Raw genomic sequence first — 24,592 nt, 5'->3', positions numbered from 1 at the left:
GAATTCAGAAAAGAGGAATTAGACAGGTTCCCGCGCCATGACAAGGCAGGTGTTCTGGCCGCCAAACCCGAAGGAGTTCGACAGCACCGTGCGGACCTCGGCTTCCCGCTTCACATTCGGCACGACGTCGAATGTGATCGCAGGGTCGGGATTGTCATAGTTGATGGTCGGCGGAATGACGCCCTCGCGCATGGTCATGATCGAGAATGCGGCCTCGATCGCACCTGCGGCGGAGAGCGTGTGGCCGATCATCGACTTGTTTGATGAGACCAGCATGCGGTTGATGTGGTCGCCGAATACGGTCGAAAGCGACAGATGTTCCATCTTGTCGTTTTCAGGCGTCGAGGTGCCGTGGGCGTTGACGTAGTCGATGCCGTCCTCGCCAAGTCCCGCATCGTCAAGGGCTGCACGCACGGCGGCGATGGCCGGCGAAGCATCCGGCTTGGAGCGGGTGCGGTGGAAGTCGTCGGCCTTTTCACCGCAACCGCGGATGATGCCCAGCACGGTGGCTCCACGCACCGTCGCGGCTTCCAGCGATTCCAGCACCAGCGCAGCGGAGCCTTCAGCCAGAACGAAGCCGTCGCGGTCCTTCGAGAAGGGCTTTGACGCTTTTTCCGGCGCATCGTTGCTGGTGGACAGCGCCGACAGCAGCGAGAAACGGATCAGCGCCTCGGCGGTTGCCGAGCCATCAGCGCCGATAGACAGGGCGCGGTTGGCTTCGCCGCGCCGGATCGCCTCGACGCCAAGCTGGATGGCGGTCGCGCCGGAGGCGCAGGCGGTCGACAGCGTGATCGGCAGGCCGGTCGCGCCGAAACGGTCCGCCAGCCTGTCGGCAATCGTCGCGAACTGCGAGGTATCGAACATTTCCAGCGAATTGAGGTTGCGCGCCACTTCCAGCAGCCGATCCGGCGCGGGCTTGTCGTCGCCGTTCCTGTAGAGCGCCAGCCGGTCGTGCCAGTCCAGTTCGACCGGCGGGGAGGCGAGGAACAGGGGGCCGCCGAAATCATCGATGGCGAGGCCCGCCTCGGCCACGGCTTCCTCAGCCGCCGTTTCGGCCAGCTCATAGGTCAGCGCGCTCGCGCCCTTTGAGGACGAGGCGAGAAAATCGACGGTGCCGGCGATGCGGGTGTTGAGATGATCGACCGGGAAGCGGGTGATGGGATGAATGCCGGACCTGCCGGCGGTCAGCGCTTCCCAGTTGTCCTTCTTGCCGACGCCAAGCGAGGTTACGACGCCGATGCCGGTGACGGCGACGACGGGACGTCCAAGATGATCCGTGAATTTCGTCATGCCAGGCTCCGGGCTTCAGTCGAGTGCGCTGACCAGCGCCATGCCCTCGAAATGGTGATAGCCGATGGTCGTTGCCAGAACGGATTTCAGTTGTCCCTCGAAAGGCTTCTCATCCGCTTCGAAAGCCGGATAGGAGGCCCTGTTGCTGACGGCAAGGGCCGCAAGCGCCACAGCGAACGGGAACTGCGCTTCCTTGAGGTGACCGGTCAGCGTCGAGAAGGCGCGCAGCGCAATATCGCCCTTCGCGTCGAAGGCGGCCTTTTCCGTCGCCGTCGCCTTGTGAGCGCCGGATGCACCGGAAATGGTCAGGAAACCCTCAGCCGGCAGATCGGTGGCGTCCAGCAGCTTGGCGATGGCGGGGGCCAGTTCGTCCTTGTCGCGGCGGGCGCGGCCGCTGGCCACGGGGCCGAGCGTTGCATAGATGCGCTGGCCGCGTTTTTCGGCATGCTCACGGCTTTCCAGCACAAGGAAGGCACCGCCGGAGCCGGAGACGATGCCGCCGCCCTCTGCGTCCTGCCTTTGCCAGACCGGTTTCCAGTCGCCGCGATGCAGATAGCCGGCGAGCTCGTAGCCCAGTAGCATGTCGGGATGCTCGGTCTGGAAGGCGCCGCCAACCAGCATGTGCGTCGACTGTCCGGAGCGGATGCGGGCGGCTGCCGTCTCGATGGCCGAGACGCCGGCACCTTCCTCGCCCATGAAGGTGCGCGAGGAGCCGGTAACCTTGTGAACGATGGAGATGTTGCCAGCGAGAAGATTGGAAAGCTGTGCGAGGAAGAGGGTAGGGCGCAGTTCGGTGGTCAGCTTCTCGTTGAGCAGGACATCGAAATCGTCGCGCTGTTCGGAAGCGGCCAGAATGTCGGAATCGACAGCCACGTCGCGTTCGCCGCCGCCTGCCGCCACCACCATATCCATGGTTGCGCACAGGTCTTCGTTGTCCCGGATGCCGGCATCCGCGAGCGCAAGGCCGGCAACGTAGGTGCCGAGGCGCTGCCAAGTTTCCATCTGGCGCTGGTCGCCACGCTTGGCGATCTGCAGGCTCCAGTCGATCTCGGGCAGGGGATGGATCGTGTACGGCGCGAAGCGCTCGCTATCCACCACCGGCTTCGTGCCGGAGGCGGACAGTTTCAGCCAATGCGCATCAGCACCTTCTCCCAGAGAGGAGACGAGGCCGATGCCGGTGATGACGACGTCGCGAGCGCTCATGAGGCTTTGCCGATCCTGTGTGCCGATTTCAGGCTCAGGCGCCCTTGGCGGCGATCAGCCCGTCAATCTTGGCGCAGAGATTCTTCATGACGAAATACTCGTCGGTCGAGGCCTTGCCGTCGTTGACCTCCTGGGTCCACTTCTCGAGCGGAACCTTGATGCCGAATTCCTTGTCGATGGCGAACACGATGTCGAGGAAGTCGAGGCTGTCGATGCCGAGATCGTCGATGGTGTGGCTTTCGGGGGTGATGGTGTCGAGATCGATTTCGCTGGTCTCGGCAATGATCTTGGCGACTTTATCGAACGTGGTTGACAAGAGGCTTTTCCTTACGATTTTCGGCCAAAGCTGAATTCAGGTGTTTGGGCGCTGTCTAGTCGGTTTTTGCCGACAGGAAAAGGCCGAATGTGCCCTGCCCACGGCAGGCGCACGGTTGCAGGTCGGTTGCGAATGCCTTTTCATGCAGGCCTATGTCGGTTCGCATGAAGGAGATTGCAATGACCAGCCTTGATATTCGGGAGGCCGATGGCGCCTGCCATTGCGGCGCCGTCCGGTTCCATGTGCGCTTGCGGGACGGGCTGCACTCCGCGCGCCGCTGCACCTGCTCCTACTGCCGCATGCGCGGCGCGGTCGCCGTCACTGCCGAACTTGGTGACCTCGATATTCTCAGCGGTCAGGACAAGCTCACCCTCTACCAGTTCAACACGGGCACTGCGAAACACTATTTCTGCTCGGTCTGCGGCATCTACACCCATCACCAGAGGCGTTCCAACCCGAACGAGTTCGGCGTGAATGCCGCCTGCCTTCAGGGTGTGAGCCCGTTCGACTTCGCCGAAGTTGTCGTGACTGATGGTATCAATCACCCGTCGGACGGAGCCCGAAAAGGATCAGGGATAGCCGGTGTGCTGAAGTTCGTTGCCGCGACGGCATGACGACCTCAGAACACCACGCGGCCCAGAACCCGTACCCCGTCCCCCTGCGGAGCAACGATGACGACTTCTCCCTCGCGGGGCGAAACGCCGGTGATTTCCTGGATGTTTTCCAGGTGGGTCACGAGGACGAGAAGGTCCGAGCCTGAATAGGTGCGGATCTGTTCGAGGATCATCTCTTTTTGCCGGGCGCGAGCCTCCGCGTCGTCGCTCAGCGGGTCGAGGGCTTCCAGTGCTTCCGGCTGGATGCCGAAGGCAAGGCGTGCGGTTTCCAGCGCCCGGCAATAGCGGCTCGATTCCACCCGTTCCACACGCGCGGCGCGCGCGCCGAACAGTGCGCCGATCTTGCGCGCCTGCTGTCTGCCCCGATCCGACAGGTTGCGTTGGGTGTTGCATTTGTCGATGTCGAAATTGGCCGGTTCCGTGGTTCCGCTGATCATGGCGTGGCGCAGCAGAACGACGTGCCCGCCCTCGCGCAACGCCGCCCAGCCCGCATCGGTGGCGAGGGCCGGGAGAGGAGACAGCAGCGCGAGCAGAAGGATTACATACCGGAGCATAGGCATTCCCGTTTCGATTCCGGACATATAGGGACGGCAAACCCCTTAGAAAAACAAGAAGGCGGGCTTTGCGCGCGAATCGACTATCTCTTTCTATCCGCAACTGAGGCGCTGTGGGGAACAATGACGTGGATGTGACCGGAACGACATGTCGCAACTGATAGAGACCATTCTTTATGTCTTCGGTCTCGTCGCGATTGGATATGTCGCTGCCTGGAGCAATTATCTCAAGGTGGGTGCCGGCGAAATGCTTGGCCAGTTCGCGGTGGGCGTCGCCATGCCCGTTCTGCTGTTCCGCACGCTGTCGAGAGTGGATTTTCATGGCGCCGCGCCATGGCTGCTGTGGGTCGTCTATTTCAGCGCCATTGCCCTTACCTGGACCAGTGGCCATCTGATCATGACGCGCTGGATGGGCAGGGATGCGCGCGTCGGTGTTATCGGTGGTGTCTCCTCTTCATTTTCCAATCTCGTTCTGCTGGGAATTCCGCTGATTTCCGGCATATTCGGTCAGCCGGGAACCGATGTGATCTCGCTTCTGATTGCCGTGCATCTGCCGGTGATGATGATGGCCTCGATCATCCTGTTCGAGCTGTTCGGGGAGGGCGATGGTGAACTGCATCCGGCGCGCGTCCTGCGCAGCTTTCTCGGCCGGCTGTTTGCAAACCCGCTGATCGTGGGAATACTTTCAGGTCTGGTATGGCGCTTTACCGGCTGGGAGTTGCCGTCCGTCGCCGGGCGGCTGGTCGATGCCTTCGCCGATATAGCGGGTCCGATAGCGCTGTTTTCCATGGGCGCAGGGCTGAAAGCATTCGGCATTTCCGGCAATTTGCGTCCCGCACTGGCTTTGTCGGCCGTCAAGCTGGTGCTGATGCCGGGACTGGCGCTCATATTCGCACTTCTCTTCGGCCTGCCGCCCCTTGCGGCGAAAGTGGCCGTGGTGGCTGCTTCGTTGCCTGCAGGCGTGAACTCCTATCTGATCGCAACGCAGTTCGGCACGGGACAGGGGCTGGCCTCGAACCAGATGACGCTGTCGACGCTCATGGCGGTGATGACGACGTCTGCGTGGCTGCTGGTGGCGGGCTGCATATTCGGATGAAGCCGATATCGCTGGACCAGAGCAAAGAAGAGCGCGACGGTTGATCGCGGCGCTTACCTTGGGATAATACCACCTGTGACGCCTGTTCCCGAAGCGCGTCATTCCATGAATTTTTTGACATTTGCGCTCAGGAGAGCGCCAAGCGGAGGCCAGACCATGCTCCAGAAGACCAGCTATTTCATGAAGCAGGCCAATCTCATCAACGGAGAATGGGTGCAGGCGGATTCCGGCCAGACCATCGATGTGATCAACCCGGCCACCGGCCTCAAGATCGGAACCGTGCCGAAATCGGGCGCTGCCGAAACCCGCCGCGCTATTGCCGCCGCGCAGGAAGCGTTCCTGTCGTTCCGCAAGACCTCGGCGCTGGAGCGCTCCAAGCTGCTGCGCAAGCTGCACGACGCCATCATGGACAATCAGGACGCGCTGGCCGAACTGCTCACCATGGAGCAGGGCAAGTCGCTGACCGAGGCGAAGGGCGAGGTGGGCTCTTCCGCCGCCTATGTGCTGTGGTTCGCCGAAGAGGCTCGCCGCGCCTATGGCGATGTGGTGCCTTCTCCGTGGGCGGATCGCCGCGTACTGGTGACGAAGGAGCCGGTCGGCGTCATCGCCGCCATCACGCCGTGGAACTTCCCGTCCTCCATGCTGTCGCGCAAGCTTGGCCCCGCGCTTGCCGCCGGCTGCACCGCGGTCGTCAAGCCGGCTTCCCAGACGCCTTACTCCGGCCTCGCTTGGGGCGCGCTGTGCGAGGAAGTGGGCTTCCCCAAAGGCGTGGTCAACATCGTGACCGGCTCGGCCGGCGCCATCGGTGATGAGATCTGCGCCAACCCGCTGGTCAAGAAGCTGACCTTCACGGGCTCGACCGAGGTCGGCAAGATGCTGATCGAAAAATGCGCATCGACGGTGAAGAAGGTGTCGATGGAACTCGGTGGCAACGCGCCGTTCCTGGTGTTCGACGATGCCGATCTGGACCGTGCGGTGCAGGGCGCGATCGCGGCCAAGTTCCGCAACTCGGGCCAGACCTGCGTGTGCACCAACCGATTCTTCGTGCAGGCCGGCATCTACGACGCTTTCGTGGAAAAGCTCGCCGAGGCTTCGGCCGCGCTCAAGGTCGGTTCGGGGCTCGACGAGGGCGTGCAGCAGGGGCCGCTGATCGACGTCAATGCGGTCGAAAAGGTCGAGGAATTCATCGAGGACGCGGTTGCCAAGGGCGGCAAGGTCGTCACCGGCGGCAAGCGCCATGAACTGGGCGGCTCGTTCTTCCAGCCGACGGTGGTGTCTGGCGCTACACCGCAGATGAAGTTCATGAAGGAAGAAATCTTTGGGCCGTTGGCGCCGGTGTTCAAATTCGGGAGCGAGGAAGAAGCTATCGCGCTCGCCAACGACACCGAGTTCGGCCTTGCCTGCTACTTCTACACCGGTGATCTGGGCCGTGCCTTCCGCGTGATGGAAGGCCTGAAATACGGCATGGTCGGCGTCAATGAAGGCATCATCACCACGCCGGAAGCGCCGTTTGGCGGTGTCAAGGAATCCGGCCTTGGCCGCGAGGGCGGCCATCAGGGCATGGACGACTATCTCGACACGAAATATGTCTGCATCGGCGGACTGGGGCTTTAAAACAGCCCTTCATCCGGATCAGGGCGCACTTCGGTGCGCCCTTTTTCGTTGCGATGGAGCGGATGTCCGCTTGTCGTGGAAACCATGAATTCCATATTATCCATGCGACATCCGGCTTGCCGGGCAAGCGGGTTTCATTTTTTGGCCGGGACGACGTTTTTGGCATCCCTGGGACGCTATCTTCTCATTTCAGCCGCCATCACGGCTGTGTTCATCGCTGTTATCGCTGCCGCCTATCTGTCCGGATATGCGGGAGGAGCAGGCGGCAATGAGCTGGCGCGTGCAAAATCCAGCGAAAGAGGATTGTTCAGCGTTTCCATGAAGCCGGAAGCGGGTGCGGTGCGCATTGGCGAAACGCAGGCCTGGCTGGTGACGATCAGGATGAAATCCGGCCAGCCGGTCGAAAACGCGGCGATTCACGTTTCCGGCGGCATGGCGGAGCAGAATCAGGGCCTTCCGACCAGCCCGCAGGCGACCGACTATCTGGGCGGCGGCAGCTACCGTATTCAGGGCGTGAAGTTTCCGACGCCCGGCTGGTGGCAATTGCGCCTGTGGATATTTGCGGCGGCCGGAACCGACAGCGTCATTTTCAACGTTGTCCTGTAAGCACTTGGAAAGACGACTTTCTACCTGTCCTTGACCGTTTCCATGGCGACGAAGGTCGAGGTCTGCGCCACATGCGGCAGGGCCGATATGCGCTCGCCCAGCACGCGGCGATAGCTGGCGATGTCGCGGGTGCGGACCTTTAGCAGATAATCGAAGCTCGCAGCCATCATGTGGCACTGCTCGATCTCGCGAACGGCCTGGACTGCGCGGTTGAATTCGTCGAGGGCGGCGGAGCGCGTGTCCGATAGTTTCACCTGCACGAAGGCGACATGGCCTTCACCCATGCGCTCACGGTCGATGATGGCGCTGTAGCCGCGGATGAAGCCCTCATTCTCAAGCTTTTTGACGCGCGCCTGCACCGGCGTTTTGGAAAGGCCGACTTTTGCCGCCAGTTCGGCCATGGAAAGTCGTGCCTCGTGCGCGAGAGCAAAGAGAATGTTGCGATCGATGCGGTCCAGTTGGTCTTCCATATCGAATTTGATAGTCCAATATGATTAAATACTGGCATTCTGATAGTTCATAATGACCATTTCGTCGAGATAATTGGACCGGCTAATTCCATGAGCTCGTGCTAGGTTCTCATATCGGTCGTGGCGGCCGCCAGACCGTTGAGATTTGCCTCTGTTTCGACAGGAACGCCATGCCGACCCTTGCACCAATTCGCCAGCAGATCCGTGCCAATTATCTCCCCGATGAGGACGCCGCCGTAAAAAGGCTGGTTGAAGCCGTCGCTCTGTCAACCGAAGAGCGCGCGGCGATCACCCGGCGTGCGGTAGACCTCGTCAAGGCCGCACGCGGCTCGTCCGATCCTCGGCTGATGGAGGTCTTTCTCTCTGCCTACGGCCTTTCCACCAAGGAAGGCGTGGCGCTGATGTGTCTGGCCGAAGCGCTGCTGCGCGTGCCGGATGCCGAGACCATGGACGATCTGATCGCCGACAAGATCGCTCCGCATGACTGGTCCGCGCATTCGGGCTCGTCGTCCTCGATCTTCGTCAACGCTTCCACGTGGGCGTTGATGCTGACCGGGCGGGTTCTGGAAGAGGGTGAGAGCGGCATCGAAAAGACGCTGCGATCCATGGTTCGCCGTCTGGGAGAGCCTGTCATCCGCAAGGCAGTGGCGGCAGCCATGCGCGAGATGGGCGAGCAGTTCGTGCTCGGCCGCACCATCGCCGAGGCGATGAAGCGCGGCAAGTCGATGACCGACAAGGGTTATCTCTATTCCTTCGACATGCTGGGCGAGGCGGCCCGCACCGAGGCGGACGCCCTGCGCTATCTCAAGGCCTATGCGGATGCGATCGCCGCGCTCGATAAGCCGGCCAACGGCGCCGACATCCGCAAAAACCACGGCATTTCGGTGAAGCTTTCGGCCATTCATCCGCGCTATGAGGTGGCGCAGCGGGAAACCATGCTGCCGGTGATGGCAGAGCGGCTGCTGTCGTTGGCGTTGGCGGCGAAGAAGGCCAATATGGGCCTCAACATCGATGCCGAGGAGGCCGACCGCCTCGACCTGTCGCTCGATGTCATCGAACTGGTGCTGGCCGACGAGCGCCTTGCCGGCTGGAACGGATTCGGCGTCGTCGTGCAGGCCTACGGGCCGCGCTGCGCCTTCGCCATCGACTGGCTGTATGCGCTGGCAAACAAGCTCGACCGCAACATCATGGTGCGGCTGGTGAAGGGCGCTTACTGGGACACCGAGATCAAGCGCGCGCAGGTCATGGGCTTGGCCGGCTATCCGGTCTTCACGCGCAAGGCCAATACGGACGTTTCCTACATGGCCTGCGCGAAGAAGCTCCTGTCGATGACCGACCGCATCTATCCGCAATTCGCCACCCACAACGCCCATACGGTTGCGGCAATCCTGTCAATGGCTCCGAACCGGGAGTGCTTCGAGTTCCAGCGCCTGCACGGCATGGGCGAGCAGTTGCATGAGGCCGTGCGCAAGGCCGAGGGCACGCGCTGCCGCATCTATGCGCCCGTCGGCGCGCATTCCGACCTGCTGGCCTATCTGGTGCGCCGCTTGCTGGAAAACGGCGCCAATTCCTCCTTCGTCCACCAGTTGACCGACGAGGCGGTGCCGCCGGAGGCCATCGCTCGCGATCCGCTGGAGATCGTGGAGACGCAAGGATCTGCCGCCAATCCGAACATTGCGAAGCCGTTGGCAATCTTCGGCGCGGATCGCCGCAACGCAAAAGGCTGGGACATCACAGATGTCGTGACGCTGGAGGCGCTCGAAAAGGCGAGGGTGCCTTTCGCTGCCCCGCATACATGGCAGGCGAAGCCGCTGACCCGCGCCAAGGGCAAGGGCAGCACGCGCGATGTCATCAACCCTGCCAATGTCAGGGAAGTGGTTGGCACGGTGGCCGATGCCGGCGAAGCGCAGGTGAAGAGTGCCGTGGGCTTCGCGGTGAAAGCGCAGCCCGAATGGGCGGCGCGCGCCGTCGCGGAGCGTTCCGCCATACTGCGCCGCGCTGCCGATCTTTACGAGGCAAACGCGGCCGAGTTCTTCGCGCTTGCCACCCGCGAGGCCGGCAAGACGCTGGCCGACGGGGTGGCGGAGCTTCGCGAAGCGGTGGATTTCCTGCGCTACTATGCTTGCGAGGCCGCCAATGTCGAAACCGCGACAGAGGCGCGCGGCGTGATCGCCTGTATCTCGCCATGGAATTTCCCGCTGGCCATCTTCACCGGCCAGATCGCGGCGGCGCTCGTTACCGGCAATGCGGTCATCGCAAAGCCTGCCGAACAGACGCCGCTGATCGCATATCGCGCCGTGGAACTTCTGCACGAGGCGGGCGTGCCGGAAGACGTGATCCAGCTCCTTCCGGGTGATGGTCCTTCGGTTGGCGGTCCGCTGACGGCCGATCCGCGAATCGCCGGCGTCTGCTTCACCGGCTCGACCGAGGTCGCGAAGCTGATCGAAAAGCAGCTTTCCGAGACGGCGGCGCCCGATGCCATGCTGATTGCCGAGACCGGCGGGCTCAACGCCATGGTGGTCGATTCGACCGCTCTGCCCGAGCAGGCGGTGCGCGACATTCTCGCCTCTTCCTTCCAGAGTGCCGGCCAGCGCTGCTCGGCGCTGCGCATCCTCTATGTGCAGAAGGATGTCGAGAAGAAGGTGCAGGAAATGCTCATCGGCGCCATGAACGAACTGCGCCTCGGCAATCCGTGGGCGCTCTCCAGCGATGTCGGGCCGTTGATCGATGCAGAGGCGCAGGGCGCGATCGGCGATTACTGCCGGGATATGGAGGCACGCGGCAAGGTGGTCGCAAAGCTTGATGCGCCGGAGGGCGGCCGTTTCGTCGCGCCGCATATCATCTCGGTGCGCGGTATCGAGGAGATCGAACGCGAAGTGTTCGGTCCGGTGCTGCATGTGGCGACATTCGACGCCGACAAGCTCGATTCGGTCATCGGGGCGATCAATGCGCGCGGCTACGGCCTCACCTTCGGCCTGCATACCCGCATCGAAGGCCGCGCCCAGCATTTCGTCGACGGCATCCATGCCGGCAACATCTATGTGAACCGCAACCAGATCGGCGCAGTGGTGGGCTCGCAGCCATTCGGCGGCGAGGGGCTTTCCGGCACCGGCCCCAAGGCTGGCGGTCCGCACTATCTGCGGCGGTTCCGCAAAGCGCCGAAGGCCGGCACTGAGCTTGCCGAGGCGCGCATAGCGGTGGCGACCGAGCTGAAGGACAATCTGCCCGATCCCGCACTTGGCGGCTGGTCTGCCCGGCCGGACCGCATCGCCATCCTGCGCAAGCATCTGCGCGGCAAGGGGGCTGCGGCGGTGGCCGCGTCGGCGGGGCTGGAATTCGGTCAGATCGATCTGCCTGGCCCCACCGGAGAGGCCAACACTCTGGCTCTGGTGCCGCGCGGACGGGTTCTGTGCCTTGGTCCCGATGCCGATACGCTGCTGGCGCAGGCCATTCAGGCGCTGGCTGCCGGCAATGCCGTGCTGGCCGTGTCGCCCGATGCCGCTGCCACCCTGTCGCCGCTGACTGGCAAGGGATTGCCGATCGCGACGCTCGATGCGCGCGTGGATGCGAATGAGCTTTCGTCCCTGCCGGTCGATGTCGTGGCTTTCTCCGGCGGCTGGGACGAGGCGAGGGCCATTCGCCGCGCGCTGGCAAAGCGGGCGGGACCGATCGTGCCGCTGGTCACGGAGGTTATTTATCCGGCAGCCTATGCGCATGAGCGCGCGGTGTGCGTGGACACGACCGCCGCGGGCGGCAATGCCAGCCTGCTGGCGAGCGTCTGACCAGCAGTCCGGAAAAGAAAAGGCTCTGGGACATGATCCCGGAGCCTTATTCCGAACATAAGCAGGGTAGGTGCTCAGGCGCCTTCGATGGCCGAAAAGCCTTCGAACTGGGGATGACCCATAGTGGTCGCCTTGCCGGTGCCGGCATTGCGATGCGAATCGCGGAAATTCTGCGACTTCGTCCAGGCGAGGAAATCGTCCTCGCTCTCCCAGACCGTATGCGATGCGTACAGCGTGTAGTTCTCGGCCTCGTTCACCGGTCCGCGCAGCAGGTGGAAGGTCCTGAAACCCTTCATCTCATGCAGCGTCGATTCGCGATTCTTCCAGATGTTCTCGAAATCCGTTTCCGAGCCCTTGAGGACCTTGAAACGGTTCATGGCAATGTACATGGCTGTCCTTTCCGAACGACGGAGGCTGCGGTTATACGCCGAAATTGATGTCGGTCTTCGAGCTGGGCTGAAGAGCCTTCATGCAGGCTGTCGGCTCGATACCATCGCCGGCGCAGTCATTGGAACCGTTCACAAGCGCCCGCGAGATCTTTGCACAGTCGATTCCGGCGAGGTCGAAGCGGCTGACCTTGGTCTTGCCCTGCGGCAGTTCCTTGAAGTCGAGGACCGTCATGCGGTCCACCACGCCCGAATCGTTGAAGAGCGCGATCTCGAACGAGGCCTTGGTCAGATCCGTGCCCAGCCCGTTGTTCACGACGAAGGTGAGGCGGCAGCCCTTGTCCGACGGCTGGGCGGCATTGAGTTCAAGGGAAAGCGCTGCCGGCGCAGATTTCGGTGCGGCATCCTGGGCAAAGGCAGTGCCTGCCGCCACGGTGCCGCTGGTAAGAAGCGCGATTGATAAAAGAGTGGAGAATCTCACGGTCGTCATCACCTTTCTTGCCGTTCATCATCGATTTTGACCGGCGGGGCCGGCGGCATGATTGCTCGATCAGAGTTCAGAGTCTAAAACTTGAACTATCCGGACAGGATATGGCAAGCCCTGCCTTCCCGGAAGCCGATTGTCGAGAGCGCATTCCACTGATGCCATCAGATAATTCGGGAATGACACGCGCGTGACAGATCTTTCGCCTGCGATGGCCCTTGAGCAACGGGCTGCCTGAGCAGCGGGAATGGCTCGCGGCCGGAGGAGACCGCACGAGGGGCGGGGAAAGGGTTTGCAGTGCATTTTTTGCACTGGTGTTTGCCTTTAATGTTGACTAATTTAGTCCGGTATTGCAGTTGTGATAAAACATGATTATTAGAGTCAAGAAATCGAAAATCATGTTCGAGCAGCCCTAGCCACCCCCAACGAGAGGGATCGAGATCGATGACTGCGCACACTCCCAACGACTTCCGCTATCGCGTTCGCCGCGTAGACCAGGCCGTTCCGGTACGGGTCGAGCGCACGCCCTTTTCCGTGAGGACGCTGTCGTCCAACAGCCTGTTCCAGGGTGAGCATGAGATCGGCATCGAGCATCATGGCGCACTGTACCGCCTGAAGATCACCCGTCAGGGTAAGCTGATCCTCAACAAGTGATTGGCCCCATCGAGGGTTAGAGCCAATGGACCAGCGCGTGAAGCCGAGCCCGCATGAGATCAGGCGGGCACGGATCGAGAACCCCCGGATGCGCGAGCGCGATCTGTCGGCGCAGCTTGGCATAAGCGAGGCTGAGTTGCTGTCGGCGCATTGCGGTCATGAAGCCGTTCGCATCCGGCCTGACGTGAAGTCGGTTCTCAGCGGCTTGCAGGGCATTGGCGAAGCAATGGCCCTGACCCGAAATGAAAGCGCCGTTCACGAGAAGATCGGCGTCTACGACAAGGTTTCGGTTGGCGAGCACAATGCGCTGGTGCTTGGCCGGGACATTGATCTGCGCATCTTCCCGAAAGTTTGGGCGCACGGCTTTGCCGTCGAGAAGCGCAGCGGCGACGAGGTTCGCCACAGCCTGCAATTCTTCGACCGTGCCGGACATGCCGTCCACAAGGTCCATCTGCGCAATGCCTCCAACCTGTATGCATTCCACAAGCTGGTGGGAGAGCTTCAGGTGGACGACCAGCTTCCCCGCATGGAAGTGGAGCCCGTGTTCGGGGAGGTGTCCTCGTCACCGGCCGAGGCTTTCGTTCGTGTCGAGGAACTGCGCGAGCGCTGGGGTGCCCTGACCGATGTGCACCAGTTCTTCGGGATGCTGCGGTCGCTTCGGATCAGCCGTTTGCAGGCCATGCGCCTTGTCGGGCCGGAATATGCGTGGCGGGTCGATGAGGATGCTGTCGCGGCGCTCATGCATCATGCCGCCGCCGAGGCACTGCCGATCATGTGCTTTGTCGGCAACCATGGCTGCATCCAGATCCACACCGGGCCGATCAGGTCGGTGAAGCCGATGGGGCCGTGGCTGAATGTCATGGACGAGATGTTCCATCTGCATCTGCGACTCGACCACATTGCCGAGGTGTGGGGTGTACGCAAGCCGACGCGCGACGGTTTCGTGACGTCAATTGAAGCCTATGATTCCCAGGGCAGGATAATTATCCAGTTCTTTGGCGAGCGCCATGAAGGCGAAATGGAGCGTGATGACTGGCGCTTCCTTGCCGAGAATCTTCCCAAGGTGCCGGTGTCTGTCCCGGCTTGAAGGTGTTGAAATGAAAATCTTTTCCCGTTTCGCTGCGCGTGCGGCCATGCTGTTGTGCATGGCCGCTTTTACGCCTTTGGCTGCTACTTCCGCCGAGATCGACGGGAAATTCGAGGATCCAACGCGCATTGCCGCCATAGGCGGATCCATCACGGAGATCGTTTTCGCGCTGGGCGAGCAGGACCGCCTGATCGCGCGCGACACGACCAGCGTGTTCCCGCCTGAAGCTCTTGAATTGCCGGATGTTGGCTACATGCGCCAGCTTTCCCCCGAAGGCGTTCTTTCCGTCAACCCTGGTGGCATACTGGCACTTGAGGGCAGTGGCCCCAAAGAGACGATCGATGTGCTGAAGAAGGCCAGCGTGCCTTACATCGAGGTGCCCGAGACGTTCGACCGGGAAGGCATCATCCGCAAGATCGAGGTTGTCGGCAAGGCCCTTGGCGTCGGGCAGAAGGCCGATGCACTTGCCGCCGAGGTGGGTGCGAAGATCGATGAAGCCAAAGCGCTCACGGGGAATGTTAAAGACCGCAAGCGCGTGTTGTTCATTCTGTCGGCGCAGGGCGGCAAGATCATGGCCTCCGGGGCTGATACGGCTGCCAACGGCATCATAGAGCTTGCCGGTGCCATGAACGCCATCGAGGGTTATTCCGGCTACAAGCAACTGACAGAAGAAGCGATTGTCGACGCGCGTCCGGATGTCATCCTGATGATGGGGCAGATCGGTGGCCACCAGAGCGGCGATGACGAGGTTCTCGGCAATCCCATCATTGCCACCACGCCTGCCGGCAAGGCCCGCAGAGTGGTGCGCATGGACGGCGCCTATATGCTGGGCTTTGGCCCTCGCACTGCGGATGCTGTTCGCGACGTCGCAGTCGCGCTATACGGCAAAGAAGTCGCCGACTGAAGCGCGCGGAATCCACATGACCAATCCAGTTGCTGCCGGGGAAGCCGGCGTAAAACGTTATCCCGTCGCCGGTGACAGATCCGCGCTTGCGCGTCTGGTTATTCTGCTGCTGTGCGTTCTTCTTGCTCTGACCATGCTGTTCAGCCTCGCTTCAGGCGCTTCGGATGCCTCTTCAATGGCAGTCGTGCGCGGATGGCTGTTTGGGGTGGCAGATGATGCGCTCAGTGTTCGTGACCGCATCATTATCAACGATGTCCGTCTGCCACGCGTGGTTCTGGGAGCTCTTGTGGGCGCTTCTCTGGCCGTGTCCGGTGCGGTGATGCAGGGGCTTTTCCGCAATCCTCTGGCCGATCCCGGGCTCATCGGCGTTTCGGCCGGCGCAGGTCTTGCTGCCGTGCTGATCATCGTTCTCGGTGGAACCGTGCTGGCTCCGGTGACGCTGGCAATGGGAACTTTTTCCCTGCCGGTAGCCGCCTTCTTCGGTGGTCTGGCAGCAACGCTGGTTCTCTACAAAGTCGCGACGCGGCAGGGCCGGACATCGGTCGCCACCATGCTTCTGGCTGGGATCGCGCTTGCGGCACTTGCCGGTGCGGTGACGGGCATTCTGGTGTTCGTTGCCGATGACCGCCAGTTGCGGGACCTGACCTTCTGGCAACTGGGATCGCTTGCAGGGGCCACCTGGCTGAAGATCGGCGCCGTCGCTCCGATCATGGTGCTGGCCATGGCCGCCACGCCGTTTCTGGCGCGCGGGCTGAACGCGCTGGCGCTGGGCGAGGCGACCGCTACCCATCTCGGCATCCCTGTGCAGCAACTCAAATATATCGCGATCGTCAGCGTTGCCGCCTCCGTCGGTTCTTCGGTGGCGGTCAGCGGGGGCATCGGCTTCGTCGGCATCGTCGTGCCGCATCTGTTGCGTCTCGCCATGGGGCCGGACAATCGATACCTGCTGCCGGCATCGGCTCTGCTCGGGGCCTCGCTGCTGCTGCTGGCGGATGCGGTGGCACGTACGATCGTCGCGCCGGCGGAGCTGCCGATCGGCATCGTCACCGCCGTTGCAGGCGCTCCGTTCTTCCTGTGGATATTGCTGCGCAATCGCGGCGTCATCGATCTGTGAGGCCGGCATGATCGAAGCACAGGACATATCCATCCAGATCGGCTCGACGCGCATCGTGCATGGTGTCGGCTTTTCCGCGAAGCCCGGCGAACTCGTCGCCATCGTGGGGCCGAACGGCTCCGGCAAGACGACCCTGCTCAAGGCCTTGTGCGGCGAACTAGCCTATGAAGGGCGGGTTGCCTTTAACGGGCGCGATCTTCGGTCGATGAAACCGCTGGATGCGGCCGGCATACGCGCGGTGCTGCCACAGGCGACATCCCTGTCCTTTCCCTTCACCGTGCGGGAAATCGTCAGGATGGGGCTGACCGGCGGGCGTTCGGGTATGATCGGCACGGAGGCTGAGCAGCTTCCCGAAATCGCGCTGGCGCGCGTTGATCTGGAAGGTTTTGCAGGGCGTTTCTATCAGGAGCTGTCAGGCGGCGAGCAGCAGCGGGTGCAGTTGGCCCGTGTGCTGTGCCAGGTGTGGGTGCCGGTTCTGGATGGCCAGCCGCGCTATCTGTTTCTGGATGAGCCCGTATCCAGCCTCGATATCAAGCACCAGCTCATCATCATGGACATCGCGCGCGATTTCGTGAAGGCCGGGGGCGGGGTGGTCGCCATATTGCACGACCTCAACCTTGCTGCGATGTATGCCGACCGCATCCATGTCATGCATCGCGGCCGGCTCGACACGGTTGGCGCGCCGCAGGATGTTCTCAGTGATTCGATGATCGAGCGCGTGTTCGGCTGCCGGTTGCGCGTGGGGGCTGTTCCCGCTCCCGGCACTCCGTTCGTCCTTCCTCAGTCTGCCGCTTAAAAATGAAACGACCGGCACAAGGCCGGTCGTTTCATTTTCTATATATGCCGTGAACGATCAGGCCGCAGGCACATTGTGCTGGGCCGCGACCTTGCGCGGGGAAACGTTGCGCGGCGCCAGATCATCGATACCGAGCGCCTCGCGCATGTTCGGGCGGGCAGCGACGAGATCGGCGATCGTGTGACGTTCCAGCACGGCGAAGAAGGCGCCGAGCGCTTCGCGCAGGGCAGCGTTGAGGCCGCAACTGTCGATCAGCGGGCAGTCCGCCGTATCGTTGTCGAAGCATTCGGCCATCGAGAAGTTGTCTTCGGTGACGCGCACCACGTCGAACAGCGTGATTTTTTCTGCCGGCCTGCCAAGGCGCACGCCGCCATTGCGGCCGCGCACGGTCTCCACCAGCCCGTTCTCGACGAGCGGCTGAAGGATCTTGAACAGGAAGAGTTCCGAAACGGTGTAGGCCGCGGCGATCTCGGGTATGCGGCTCAACTTGCCGTCATTGGTCGCGCAATACATCAGGATGCGTATGGCGTAATTGGTCTGGCGCGTAAGTCGCATGATCCATCCTCGCAGGAAAGCTGTGCGTTATATATGGCCTATACCTTGGAATAATTCTAGACAAGCCCATTAAAAATTATGATTTTTTCTGTCATCTTTATGGGGCCGTTTTACGACAGCTGCTCCGCGAATGCACGACTTATCTTGCACAGGGCGGGTGAGGCGAAAAACCAGCGTATCGGGAGCCCTTCCATTTTGGAATGGCAGCTTCCCGTTCATGTACGTCTATAAGCAACATCAATGACTTGATATTTATGTTGCGTTGCACAATATCAGGAATGTCGGGACGATCTCAGGGAGGAACCCAGAGGAGTGCGACATGGAGCAGACTGTTCACAGCCCCGTTCGCCTGACGGGGACCATACGCCAGCTTAGACCCTCGGATATGCCGAGGTTTCGCGAGCATCTTCTCAGGCTCGATTCGGAAAGCCGGCGTGATCGCTTCAATGGACTGGCCGACGACAGTTTCATTTCATCTTATGTGTACCGTTCCTCCGCTGCCGGAACCACGGTGATCGGCTATGTGGAAGGCGACAAGGTTCTGGGCGCGGCGGAACTGCATGAAAGCCCCGATCAAAGCCAGCCTACGGCTGAAATCGCCTTCAGCGTCGAGCGTCATCTTCAGCATCAGGGTCTTGGCGGAAAATTGTTCGAACGGCTGATCGAGCAGGCGAGGGGGTTTGGCTACACCAGACTTCTTGTCACCACCCACCCGCACAATGCGGCGATGCGTGCCCTTGCCCGACGTTACAATGCGGAGCTGGTGTTCGAGGACGGCGAGACGGTGGGCACCATTCATCTCGAACCTTTGATGCCGGTCGGCGTCATCTCGGCGGCATCACAGGCGCGTAACCGTACGCTTCATCCGGCCTGAACCTGATCCGGATCTCATGAAAAAGCCGCACCGTTTCCGGTGCGGCTTTTTTTTGTTTGCGAAGAGAATGCAGGTCAGTTCTGGTTGGCCTTTACCGACACTGCGAGCGTTTTGGTCAGGTTCGTCGGATTTGCCATGGCGTCCGCCATGATCAGGGCGAACGGAACCGGGCTGGTCGGCGCGGCCGAGATTTCGAGGCTGCCCGGATTGTCCAGGAACTGGTTAACGGCGGCGGAGGCCTGCGCGGTCAGTTCAGGATTCTGCAACTGGGCCAGCCCGAAAGGAACGATCGCCTTGGCCTGATTGGCGACATCCTTACCGGAGACACCCTGCTGCTTGCCGAAATAGTCGAGAAGCTTGTTGGTCAGCGAATCGTCCGTGAAGCGGATCGAGGTGGAATTGAAGCTCAGCTGCTGCATCAGGCCCAGCATGGCCATGCCCTGTGCCGAGGAATCGGCTTCCTCGGACGCTTCAGCCATCTGCTTCTGCAGTTCCTGCATGGATTTGATGAACTCGGTCGTGTAGCCGCCGAGGCGCATGCTGACACCCAATGTGCCGGCATTGTCGATTTTCGTATCGTACTTCACGATGTTCATGTCGCCGTCTGCGGCGTTCCAGCTTCCTTCCATACGGATCGATCCGTTGATGGTCTGGTATCCGAGAGCCTCAATCGCATCCTTGTATTTCGGGTCGTCGACCAGTGTCAGGTCGGCGGTGAAATTCGGGACGGTCGCTTCCATGGTCACCGGCTTGTCGGTCGCAAACTCGGACATGGTCGCCGAGATGTCCTTGGCGGCGAATGCAGTCTTGCCCGAATTCTTCATGCTGATGTCGTCCAGCTTGATCGAACGGTAATACATCATGCCGCCGAACGGATTGGAGCTGGCCTCGCCGAACAGGATCACGTCCTTCATGACCATCGGGCTTATCTCGAAGGAAGTCGGGCCGTCGTTGCGCGAGTAGGCATCGCTGCTGATCGAGCCGACATTGATGTTGCCATCGGCTTCGCTGATGTTTTCAAGAGTGAGGTCGCCGATCTCGAAGGCGCCATCGGTGCCGGCCGCCTTGAAGGACACGCCCTGCATGACCATCGACGAAAGGTCGCCGGACAGGCCCTTCCATTCGATCTCAACGCCCTGTTCGGTGAAATTGGACTTCACGCGGGCGGCTACATCGTCAATGCTCTGTGCCGAAGCCGGAGCGATGGCCATTCCCAAAAGAATGGTCGAGGCGGTCAGCATTGACCATTTTGCAGATTGCAGGCTCATCAGGGAGGACTCCGAATTTATTCTTTGAGAGGGAGAATGGCGAGCATTTGACTGCAGCATGTGGCACGAGCAAGTGCAATTTTGACCTATTAGTAGAAAATCATCTCAAAATAGCAAACATGAATGCGTTTTTCAGTGATCAGAACCCCACTTGACGCCAGCCTTGCCCTTGCCGCGAATCATCGCCTCGGTTAGTCAAACCCCATGGGAAAAAGCCTTATGCCGCCCGGAGATGGTGGCGATCATATCGAACCGGTCGACCTGAAGCGGGCGCTCGAGGAGCGCTATCTTGCTTATGCGCTGTCGACCATCATGCATCGTGCATTGCCGGATGTGCGTGACGGGCTGAAGCCTGTTCACAGGCGCATCATGCACGCGATGCGCCTTTTGCGCCTCAATCCGGATCAGGGTTTCGCCAAATGCGCGCGCATCGTCGGTGAGGTGATGGGCAAGTTCCATCCGCATGGCGATCAGTCGATCTATGATGCGCTGGTGCGTCTGGCGCAGAGTTTTTCGATGCGCTACCCGCTGGTGGACGGGCAGGGCAATTTCGGCAATATCGATGGCGATAATGCCGCAGCCATGCGCTACACCGAAGCGCGCATGACCGATGTGGCGACCGAGCTGCTCGCCGGCATCACCGAGGACGCGGTCGATTTTCGTCCCACCTACAATGAGGAAGACGAAGAGCCGGTCGTTCTGCCGGGCGCCTTTCCGAACCTGCTCGCCAACGGCTCTTCCGGCATCGCGGTGGGCATGGCGACCTCCATTCCGCCTCACAACGCCGCCGAATTGTGCGACGCAGCGCTGTGCCTGATCGACGGCGTCAAATCCGGACAGGACATCTCCGACGAGCGGCTCATGGAGTTCGTTCAGGGCCCGGATTTCCCGACCGGAGGCATCATCATCGACAGTCGTGCCTCCATCGCCGAAGCCTATCGCACCGGCCGCGGCTCGTTTCGCGTGCGTTCGCGCTGGCATCAGGAAGATCATGGCCGCGGGACGTGGACGATCGCCGTCACCGAGATCCCTTACGGTGTGCAGAAGTCGCGCCTGATCGAGAAGATCGCGGAACTGCTCATCGCCCGGAAGCTGCCGCTTCTGGAAGACATCCGCGATGAAAGCGCGGAAGATATCCGCATCGTTCTGGTGCCGAAGAGCCGCACCGTCGATCCCGGCATATTGATGGAATCGCTGTTCAAGCTCACTGAGCTGGAAAGCCGGTTCTCGCTCAACATGAACGTGCTGTCGCGCGGCAAGGTGCCGAACGTGCTGTCGCTGAAGAGCGTGCTGCGCGAATGGCTGGATCATCGCCGCGAGGTGCTCCAGCGCCGTTCGCGCCATCGACTGGCGGAAATCGAGCGGCGGCTGGAGATCCTTGCCGGCTATCTCATTGCCTATCTGAACATCGATGAGGTGATCCGCATCATCCGCGAGGAGGATGAGCCCAAAGCCGTAATGATGGCCCGCTGGGACCTCACCGACACGCAGGCCGAAGCGATCCTGAACATGCGGTTGCGCTCGCTGCGCAAGCTGGAAGAGTTCGAGATCCGCAAGGAATTCGATGCGCTGACGGAGGAAAAGCAGCAGATCGAGGCGCTGCTGGGCGATGTGCTGAAGCAATGGAACACCATTGCCTGGGAAATCCAGACCATCCGCCGCGATTTCGGGCCGGAAGAAAACAAGGAACTGGGGCCGCGCCGCACCAGCTTCGCGGAAGCGCCGGAGCACGACCTGACCGACATTGCGCAGGCGATGATCGAAAAGGAACCTGTCACCGTCGTCATCTCCGAAAAGGGCTGGCTGCGCGCCATGAAGGGGCATCTGAGCGATTATTCGCAGCTCTCCTTCAAAGAAGGCGACAGTCTCAAGCTGGCCTTCCATGCCCAGACCACCGACAAGATCCTCGTCTTCACCACCGGCGGCAAGTTCTACACCATCGGTGCCGACCGCCTGCCCGGCGGGCGCGGACATGGCGAGCCGATCCGCATCATGGTCGACATGGAGACGGATCAGGACATCGTCACCGCCTTCGTGCATGAGCCGAAGCGCAGGCTGCTTCTGTCGTCCCAGCAGGGCAACGGTTTCATCGTGTCCGAGGAAGAGACGGTCGCCAATACGCGCAAGGGCCGCCAGGTGATGAATGTGAAGGCTCCCGACGAGGCGCTGTTCTGCATTCCGGTTGCCGGCGATCACGTTGCCATTGTCGGTGAGAACCGCAAGATGCTGGTGTTCGCAGTGTCGGAAATCCCGGAAATGACGCGCGGCAAGGGGGTTCGGCTGCAAAAATTCAAGTCCGGCGGCGTGCTCGACATGAAGACCTTCACCATGGAAAGCGGCCTGACCTGGCTGGATTCGGCCGAGCGCACCTTTACGCGGTCACAGGCCGAGCTTGCCGAGTGGATCGGTGCGCGCGCATCTGCCGGGCGAATGGTGCCGAAGGGTTTTCCGCGCACGGGCAAGTTCGGCTAGTCCGTGATCCTGATAGTCATTCGTGATTTCAGTAGGTTAGCGGAAGTTGATGTGATTTTGAGTCAGGGGCCTCATCCGGATTCTGGTTCGGCAGGAAGCAGTTTCGATCACGCTTACGACACTATTTTTCTCTAGTTCCATCGAAAATGGTTTGTCGTAATGTTTGCTCCACTATCGTCATGCACTGTGGAGCACAGACGAACAGAATCGGCTGGAGGCGCGGCGTTTGAAAGAGCAGGACAGTCAGAAGGGCGGTCGCGAACTTCGCCTGATGGGGCGTGCAGCTCCCATCAGATCAGCTGTGATCCAGCCGCTTTCGGCGGCGCGCTGGCTGCTTATCCTCATCGTCGCCGCCGGTGTCTATTTCTTCCATGGCTTCCTCGTGCCGGTTCTGGCGGCACTGATCATCGCCTTTGCGAGCTGGCCGCTTTACCGCCGGCTTCTAGCTGCCGTGAACGGCAACAGGACAGCAGCGGCCACCTGTGCGCTTCTGATGATCCTTGCCTTTCTGATCATCCCGATCGTGCTGGCCTGCATGTATGCCTTCAATGAAATCCACGAGTGGGTTGTGTGGGCGGTGGAAGCCAACAGGCATGGCGCGCCGGTGCCGGAATGGATCGCGGCGCTGCCCGTCATCGGTGAGTGGCTTGCTCAGCAGTGGTCGACCACGCTCGATCATCCGGGCGGCATCGGTGAATTGATCCAGCTCGTCAGCGGCGCCAATATCGGCAGCATTTATCGCGGCGTCGTGGCGGCCGGCGGCAGCGCCTTCAGCCTGTTTCTGGCGCTCCTGTTCATGCTGATCGCGCTGTTCTTCACCTATCGCGACGGCGAGGCCTTCGCCGCGCAGGTCGACAATCTCGGCGAACGCATCCTGCCGTCACGCTGGGAGCGTTTTTCCCGCGTGGTGCCGGCAACCATCAGCTCGACCGTGACCGGCATGACGCTGATTGCGATCGGCGAGGGGCTGGTGCTCGGCATTGCCTACTGGCTGGCCGGCGTGCCGTCGCCGGTGACGCTGGGCGCACTGACCGGCCTCATGGCGCTGATACCCGGCGGCGCGCCGCTCTCCTTCACGCTGGTGTCACTCTATCTGGTTGCCAGCGGCTCGCCATTTGCGGGCGCAGCCCTGTTTATGTGGGGCTCGATCGAGCTTTTCATCGTCGACAAGACGCTGCGGCCCAGGCTGGTGGGCGGGCCGATCAAGCTGCCTTTCCTGCCGACCTTCTTCGGATTGGTGGGCGGCGTGAAGACAATGGGCTTCGTTGGCCTGTTTGTCGGCCCGGTGCTGATGGCTCTGCTGGTCGCCATCTGGCGCGAGTGGCAGCATGAGGTGGAGACCACCTCCACGACTGTGGTTCCCGTCGTGACCACGGAAACGATTGTCCAGCAGGTTCCACTTTCCGGCAGGAATGACCGTTCCGATCAGACAGCCTCCGCCGAAAGCTGAGCAGCTTGCGCGACGAGGCTCTTGTTCCGCGCATGTATGGAATGCGGCAGGGCGGGCGACGGCGCTGAAATTCAGGCTGGATGCCGCGGTGCCAGCGTAGCGCGGCGGCGGCGGCCATCGCGCAGTTGCCAGATGGAATGGCATATCAGCGTCACTATCAGAATGCCGCCGCCGATCAGGCTGTTTCTGCTGGGCGCCTCGGAGAAGATCATCCAGACCCAGACAGGGGCCAGCACCGTTTCAAGAAGATAGAACATCGCCACCTCAGGGCCGGAAATGTATTTCGGGCCATTGGCGAGGCAGAAGAACGAAACCGGTATCACGATCGCGCCGTTGAAGATGATCCAGCCGGGTTCGGAGATATGCAGCCCATTCTTCCACACCATCACGGCCGCGACTATGCAGGGCAGGATCACGCCAACCAGTGCGGTGAAGCCCATATCCTTGCCGCTCGCCCTTGAAATGGTGATTGCAGTGGCAAGGCAGAAAGCGGCCACGGTTGCCATCACGTTGCCGAACAGATTGCCGGTGCCGAGCGATGAGCCGACGATGACGGATATGCCGACGATCATCAACGCCATGGCGACAAGGGTTTGCGGCCGGGGTTTTTCGCGCAGGAACAGCCATGACAGCAATGCTGCAAACATGGTGTTGAAGGCGAGAATGAAGACGAGATCGGCCGTTGTGGTGTTGAATACCGCGGTAATGAACAGGATCGAGCTGATGCCGTAGAGACCGGCAACGATCAGGCCGGAGCGACCGGGAATGAGTTTTGGCACATCTGGCGAGAACCAGCGCCAGACGGCCCACATGACGAGCCCGGCAACAAAGGTGGTTGCACTGCGAACGAACAGGATCGACCAGGAATCGCCGCCGGCAAGCTTGATCAGCGGGATATCTACCGTCAGGGCCATGCCGCCGAGCGCGGTGAGAAGAAGACCTTTGCTGTGCTGATCTTTGTTCGCGGGCAATGCAAAAACTCCGGCAAAAGACGGGAAAAATG

Annotated in this window: 23 protein-coding genes; 13 read left to right on the top strand and 10 right to left on the bottom strand. The window is 61.3% G+C overall.

The features are described from left to right. Window positions 1-18: 18 nt before the first annotated feature. The 3 genes from MIC97_RS04290 to MIC97_RS04280 are packed head-to-tail and all read right to left on the bottom strand — an operon-like array spanning window position 19 to window position 2,809. On the bottom strand, window positions 19-1,290 hold the full coding sequence (locus tag MIC97_RS04290) for a beta-ketoacyl-ACP synthase (protein ID WP_239798991.1): 1,272 nt from the start codon (window positions 1,288-1,290) through the stop codon (window positions 19-21). A gap of 15 nt (window positions 1,291-1,305) precedes the next feature. Then, on the bottom strand, window positions 1,306-2,493 hold the full coding sequence (locus tag MIC97_RS04285; protein ID WP_239798990.1) for a beta-ketoacyl-ACP synthase: 1,188 nt from the start codon (window positions 2,491-2,493) through the stop codon (window positions 1,306-1,308). 34 nt (window positions 2,494-2,527) lie between these two features. After that, window positions 2,528-2,809, bottom strand: a complete 282-nt coding sequence (locus MIC97_RS04280) for an acyl carrier protein (RefSeq protein ID WP_183830795.1) — start codon at window positions 2,807-2,809, stop codon at window positions 2,528-2,530. Window positions 2,810-2,988: 179 nt separating this feature from the next. Here MIC97_RS04280 and MIC97_RS04275 point away from each other — a divergent pair, with 179 nt between their 5' ends. Further along, on the top strand, window positions 2,989-3,423 hold the full coding sequence (locus MIC97_RS04275) for a GFA family protein (RefSeq protein WP_239798989.1): 435 nt from the start codon (window positions 2,989-2,991) through the stop codon (window positions 3,421-3,423). Between the two features lie 5 nt (window positions 3,424-3,428). Here the strand turns inward: MIC97_RS04275 and MIC97_RS04270 are convergent, their stop codons facing one another. Beyond that, window positions 3,429-3,977 carry a histidine phosphatase family protein gene (locus tag MIC97_RS04270; protein ID WP_239798988.1) on the bottom strand — a complete coding sequence of 183 codons (549 nt, stop codon included), beginning with the start codon at window positions 3,975-3,977 and terminating at the stop codon, window positions 3,429-3,431. Window positions 3,978-4,125: 148 nt separating this feature from the next. Here MIC97_RS04270 and MIC97_RS04265 point away from each other — a divergent pair, with 148 nt between their 5' ends. The 3 genes from MIC97_RS04265 to MIC97_RS04255 all read left to right on the top strand — a co-directional run bounded on the left by MIC97_RS04265 (window position 4,126) and on the right by MIC97_RS04255 (window position 7,293). Then, window positions 4,126-5,073 (top strand): AEC family transporter, encoded by a 948-nt coding sequence (locus MIC97_RS04265; RefSeq protein ID WP_239798987.1) that lies wholly within the window; start codon window positions 4,126-4,128, stop codon window positions 5,071-5,073. 156 nt (window positions 5,074-5,229) lie between these two features. Further along, entirely contained in the window at window positions 5,230-6,687 is a 1,458-nt protein-coding gene (locus MIC97_RS04260) for an NAD-dependent succinate-semialdehyde dehydrogenase (RefSeq protein ID WP_239798986.1), read from the top strand. A gap of 159 nt (window positions 6,688-6,846) precedes the next feature. Beyond that, window positions 6,847-7,293: a FixH family protein gene (locus tag MIC97_RS04255; protein WP_239798985.1), complete on the top strand. Its 447-nt coding sequence runs from the start codon at window positions 6,847-6,849 to the stop codon at window positions 7,291-7,293. Between the two features lie 20 nt (window positions 7,294-7,313). Here the strand turns inward: MIC97_RS04255 and MIC97_RS04250 are convergent, their stop codons facing one another. Next, window positions 7,314-7,763 (bottom strand): Lrp/AsnC ligand binding domain-containing protein, encoded by a 450-nt coding sequence (locus MIC97_RS04250; protein ID WP_239798984.1) that lies wholly within the window; start codon window positions 7,761-7,763, stop codon window positions 7,314-7,316. A 170-nt stretch (window positions 7,764-7,933) separates the two neighbouring features. Between MIC97_RS04250 and putA the strand changes: the two genes are divergently transcribed. Then, window positions 7,934-11,545 carry a bifunctional proline dehydrogenase/L-glutamate gamma-semialdehyde dehydrogenase PutA gene (putA, locus tag MIC97_RS04245; RefSeq protein WP_239798983.1) on the top strand — a complete coding sequence of 1,204 codons (3,612 nt, stop codon included), beginning with the start codon at window positions 7,934-7,936 and terminating at the stop codon, window positions 11,543-11,545. A 74-nt stretch (window positions 11,546-11,619) separates the two neighbouring features. Here putA and MIC97_RS04240 read toward each other — a convergent pair whose 3' ends face one another. Together MIC97_RS04240 and MIC97_RS04235 are read right to left on the bottom strand one after the other, a co-directional pair. Continuing rightward, window positions 11,620-11,934 (bottom strand): antibiotic biosynthesis monooxygenase, encoded by a 315-nt coding sequence (locus MIC97_RS04240; protein ID WP_239798982.1) that lies wholly within the window; start codon window positions 11,932-11,934, stop codon window positions 11,620-11,622. A 31-nt stretch (window positions 11,935-11,965) separates the two neighbouring features. Beyond that, window positions 11,966-12,421, bottom strand: coding sequence for a hypothetical protein (locus MIC97_RS04235; protein WP_239798981.1), 456 nt, complete (start codon window positions 12,419-12,421; stop codon window positions 11,966-11,968). A 438-nt stretch (window positions 12,422-12,859) separates the two neighbouring features. On the opposite strand from MIC97_RS04235, the gene hemP reads away from it, so the two are divergent. The 5 genes from hemP to MIC97_RS04210 are packed head-to-tail and all read left to right on the top strand — an operon-like array spanning window position 12,860 to window position 16,970. Continuing rightward, entirely contained in the window at window positions 12,860-13,069 is a 210-nt protein-coding gene (gene hemP, locus MIC97_RS04230; RefSeq protein WP_239798980.1) for a hemin uptake protein HemP, read from the top strand. A gap of 25 nt (window positions 13,070-13,094) precedes the next feature. Then, a complete protein-coding gene (locus MIC97_RS04225) occupies window positions 13,095-14,156 on the top strand; it encodes a ChuX/HutX family heme-like substrate-binding protein (RefSeq protein ID WP_239798979.1) in 1,062 nt (353 codons plus the stop codon). Between the two features lie 10 nt (window positions 14,157-14,166). Continuing rightward, complete coding sequence (locus MIC97_RS04220; RefSeq protein ID WP_239798978.1) at window positions 14,167-15,060, top strand: ABC transporter substrate-binding protein; 894 nt, start codon at window positions 14,167-14,169, stop codon at window positions 15,058-15,060. Window positions 15,061-15,076: 16 nt separating this feature from the next. Then, entirely contained in the window at window positions 15,077-16,174 is a 1,098-nt protein-coding gene (locus tag MIC97_RS04215) for an iron ABC transporter permease (protein ID WP_239798977.1), read from the top strand. Between the two features lie 7 nt (window positions 16,175-16,181). Beyond that, window positions 16,182-16,970, top strand: a complete 789-nt coding sequence (locus MIC97_RS04210) for a heme ABC transporter ATP-binding protein (RefSeq protein WP_239798976.1) — start codon at window positions 16,182-16,184, stop codon at window positions 16,968-16,970. 57 nt (window positions 16,971-17,027) lie between these two features. Here the strand turns inward: MIC97_RS04210 and rirA are convergent, their stop codons facing one another. Continuing rightward, window positions 17,028-17,525: an iron-responsive transcriptional regulator RirA gene (rirA, locus tag MIC97_RS04205; protein ID WP_239798975.1), complete on the bottom strand. Its 498-nt coding sequence runs from the start codon at window positions 17,523-17,525 to the stop codon at window positions 17,028-17,030. Between the two features lie 319 nt (window positions 17,526-17,844). Here rirA and MIC97_RS04200 point away from each other — a divergent pair, with 319 nt between their 5' ends. Beyond that, complete coding sequence (locus MIC97_RS04200) at window positions 17,845-18,399, top strand: GNAT family N-acetyltransferase (protein WP_239798974.1); 555 nt, start codon at window positions 17,845-17,847, stop codon at window positions 18,397-18,399. A gap of 74 nt (window positions 18,400-18,473) precedes the next feature. Here the strand turns inward: MIC97_RS04200 and MIC97_RS04195 are convergent, their stop codons facing one another. Beyond that, the gene (locus tag MIC97_RS04195; RefSeq protein ID WP_239798973.1) at window positions 18,474-19,667 is read right to left on the bottom strand and encodes a hypothetical protein; all 1,194 of its coding nucleotides are present in this window, start codon (window positions 19,665-19,667) and stop codon (window positions 18,474-18,476) included. A 204-nt stretch (window positions 19,668-19,871) separates the two neighbouring features. Here MIC97_RS04195 and parC point away from each other — a divergent pair, with 204 nt between their 5' ends. Continuing rightward, on the top strand, window positions 19,872-22,139 hold the full coding sequence (gene parC, locus MIC97_RS04190; RefSeq protein WP_239798972.1) for a DNA topoisomerase IV subunit A: 2,268 nt from the start codon (window positions 19,872-19,874) through the stop codon (window positions 22,137-22,139). A gap of 226 nt (window positions 22,140-22,365) precedes the next feature. Then, window positions 22,366-23,589 carry an AI-2E family transporter gene (locus MIC97_RS04185; RefSeq protein WP_239798971.1) on the top strand — a complete coding sequence of 408 codons (1,224 nt, stop codon included), beginning with the start codon at window positions 22,366-22,368 and terminating at the stop codon, window positions 23,587-23,589. 71 nt (window positions 23,590-23,660) lie between these two features. Here the strand turns inward: MIC97_RS04185 and MIC97_RS04180 are convergent, their stop codons facing one another. Next, window positions 23,661-24,560 (bottom strand): DMT family transporter, encoded by a 900-nt coding sequence (locus tag MIC97_RS04180; protein ID WP_275592316.1) that lies wholly within the window; start codon window positions 24,558-24,560, stop codon window positions 23,661-23,663. Window positions 24,561-24,592 lie beyond the last annotated feature (32 nt).

Source organism: Aquamicrobium sp. NLF2-7 (genome assembly GCF_022359935.1).
Classification (GTDB): Bacteria; Pseudomonadota; Alphaproteobacteria; order Rhizobiales; family Rhizobiaceae; genus Mesorhizobium; species Mesorhizobium lusatiense.
This window is presented reverse-complemented; position numbering and strand designations above follow the sequence as displayed.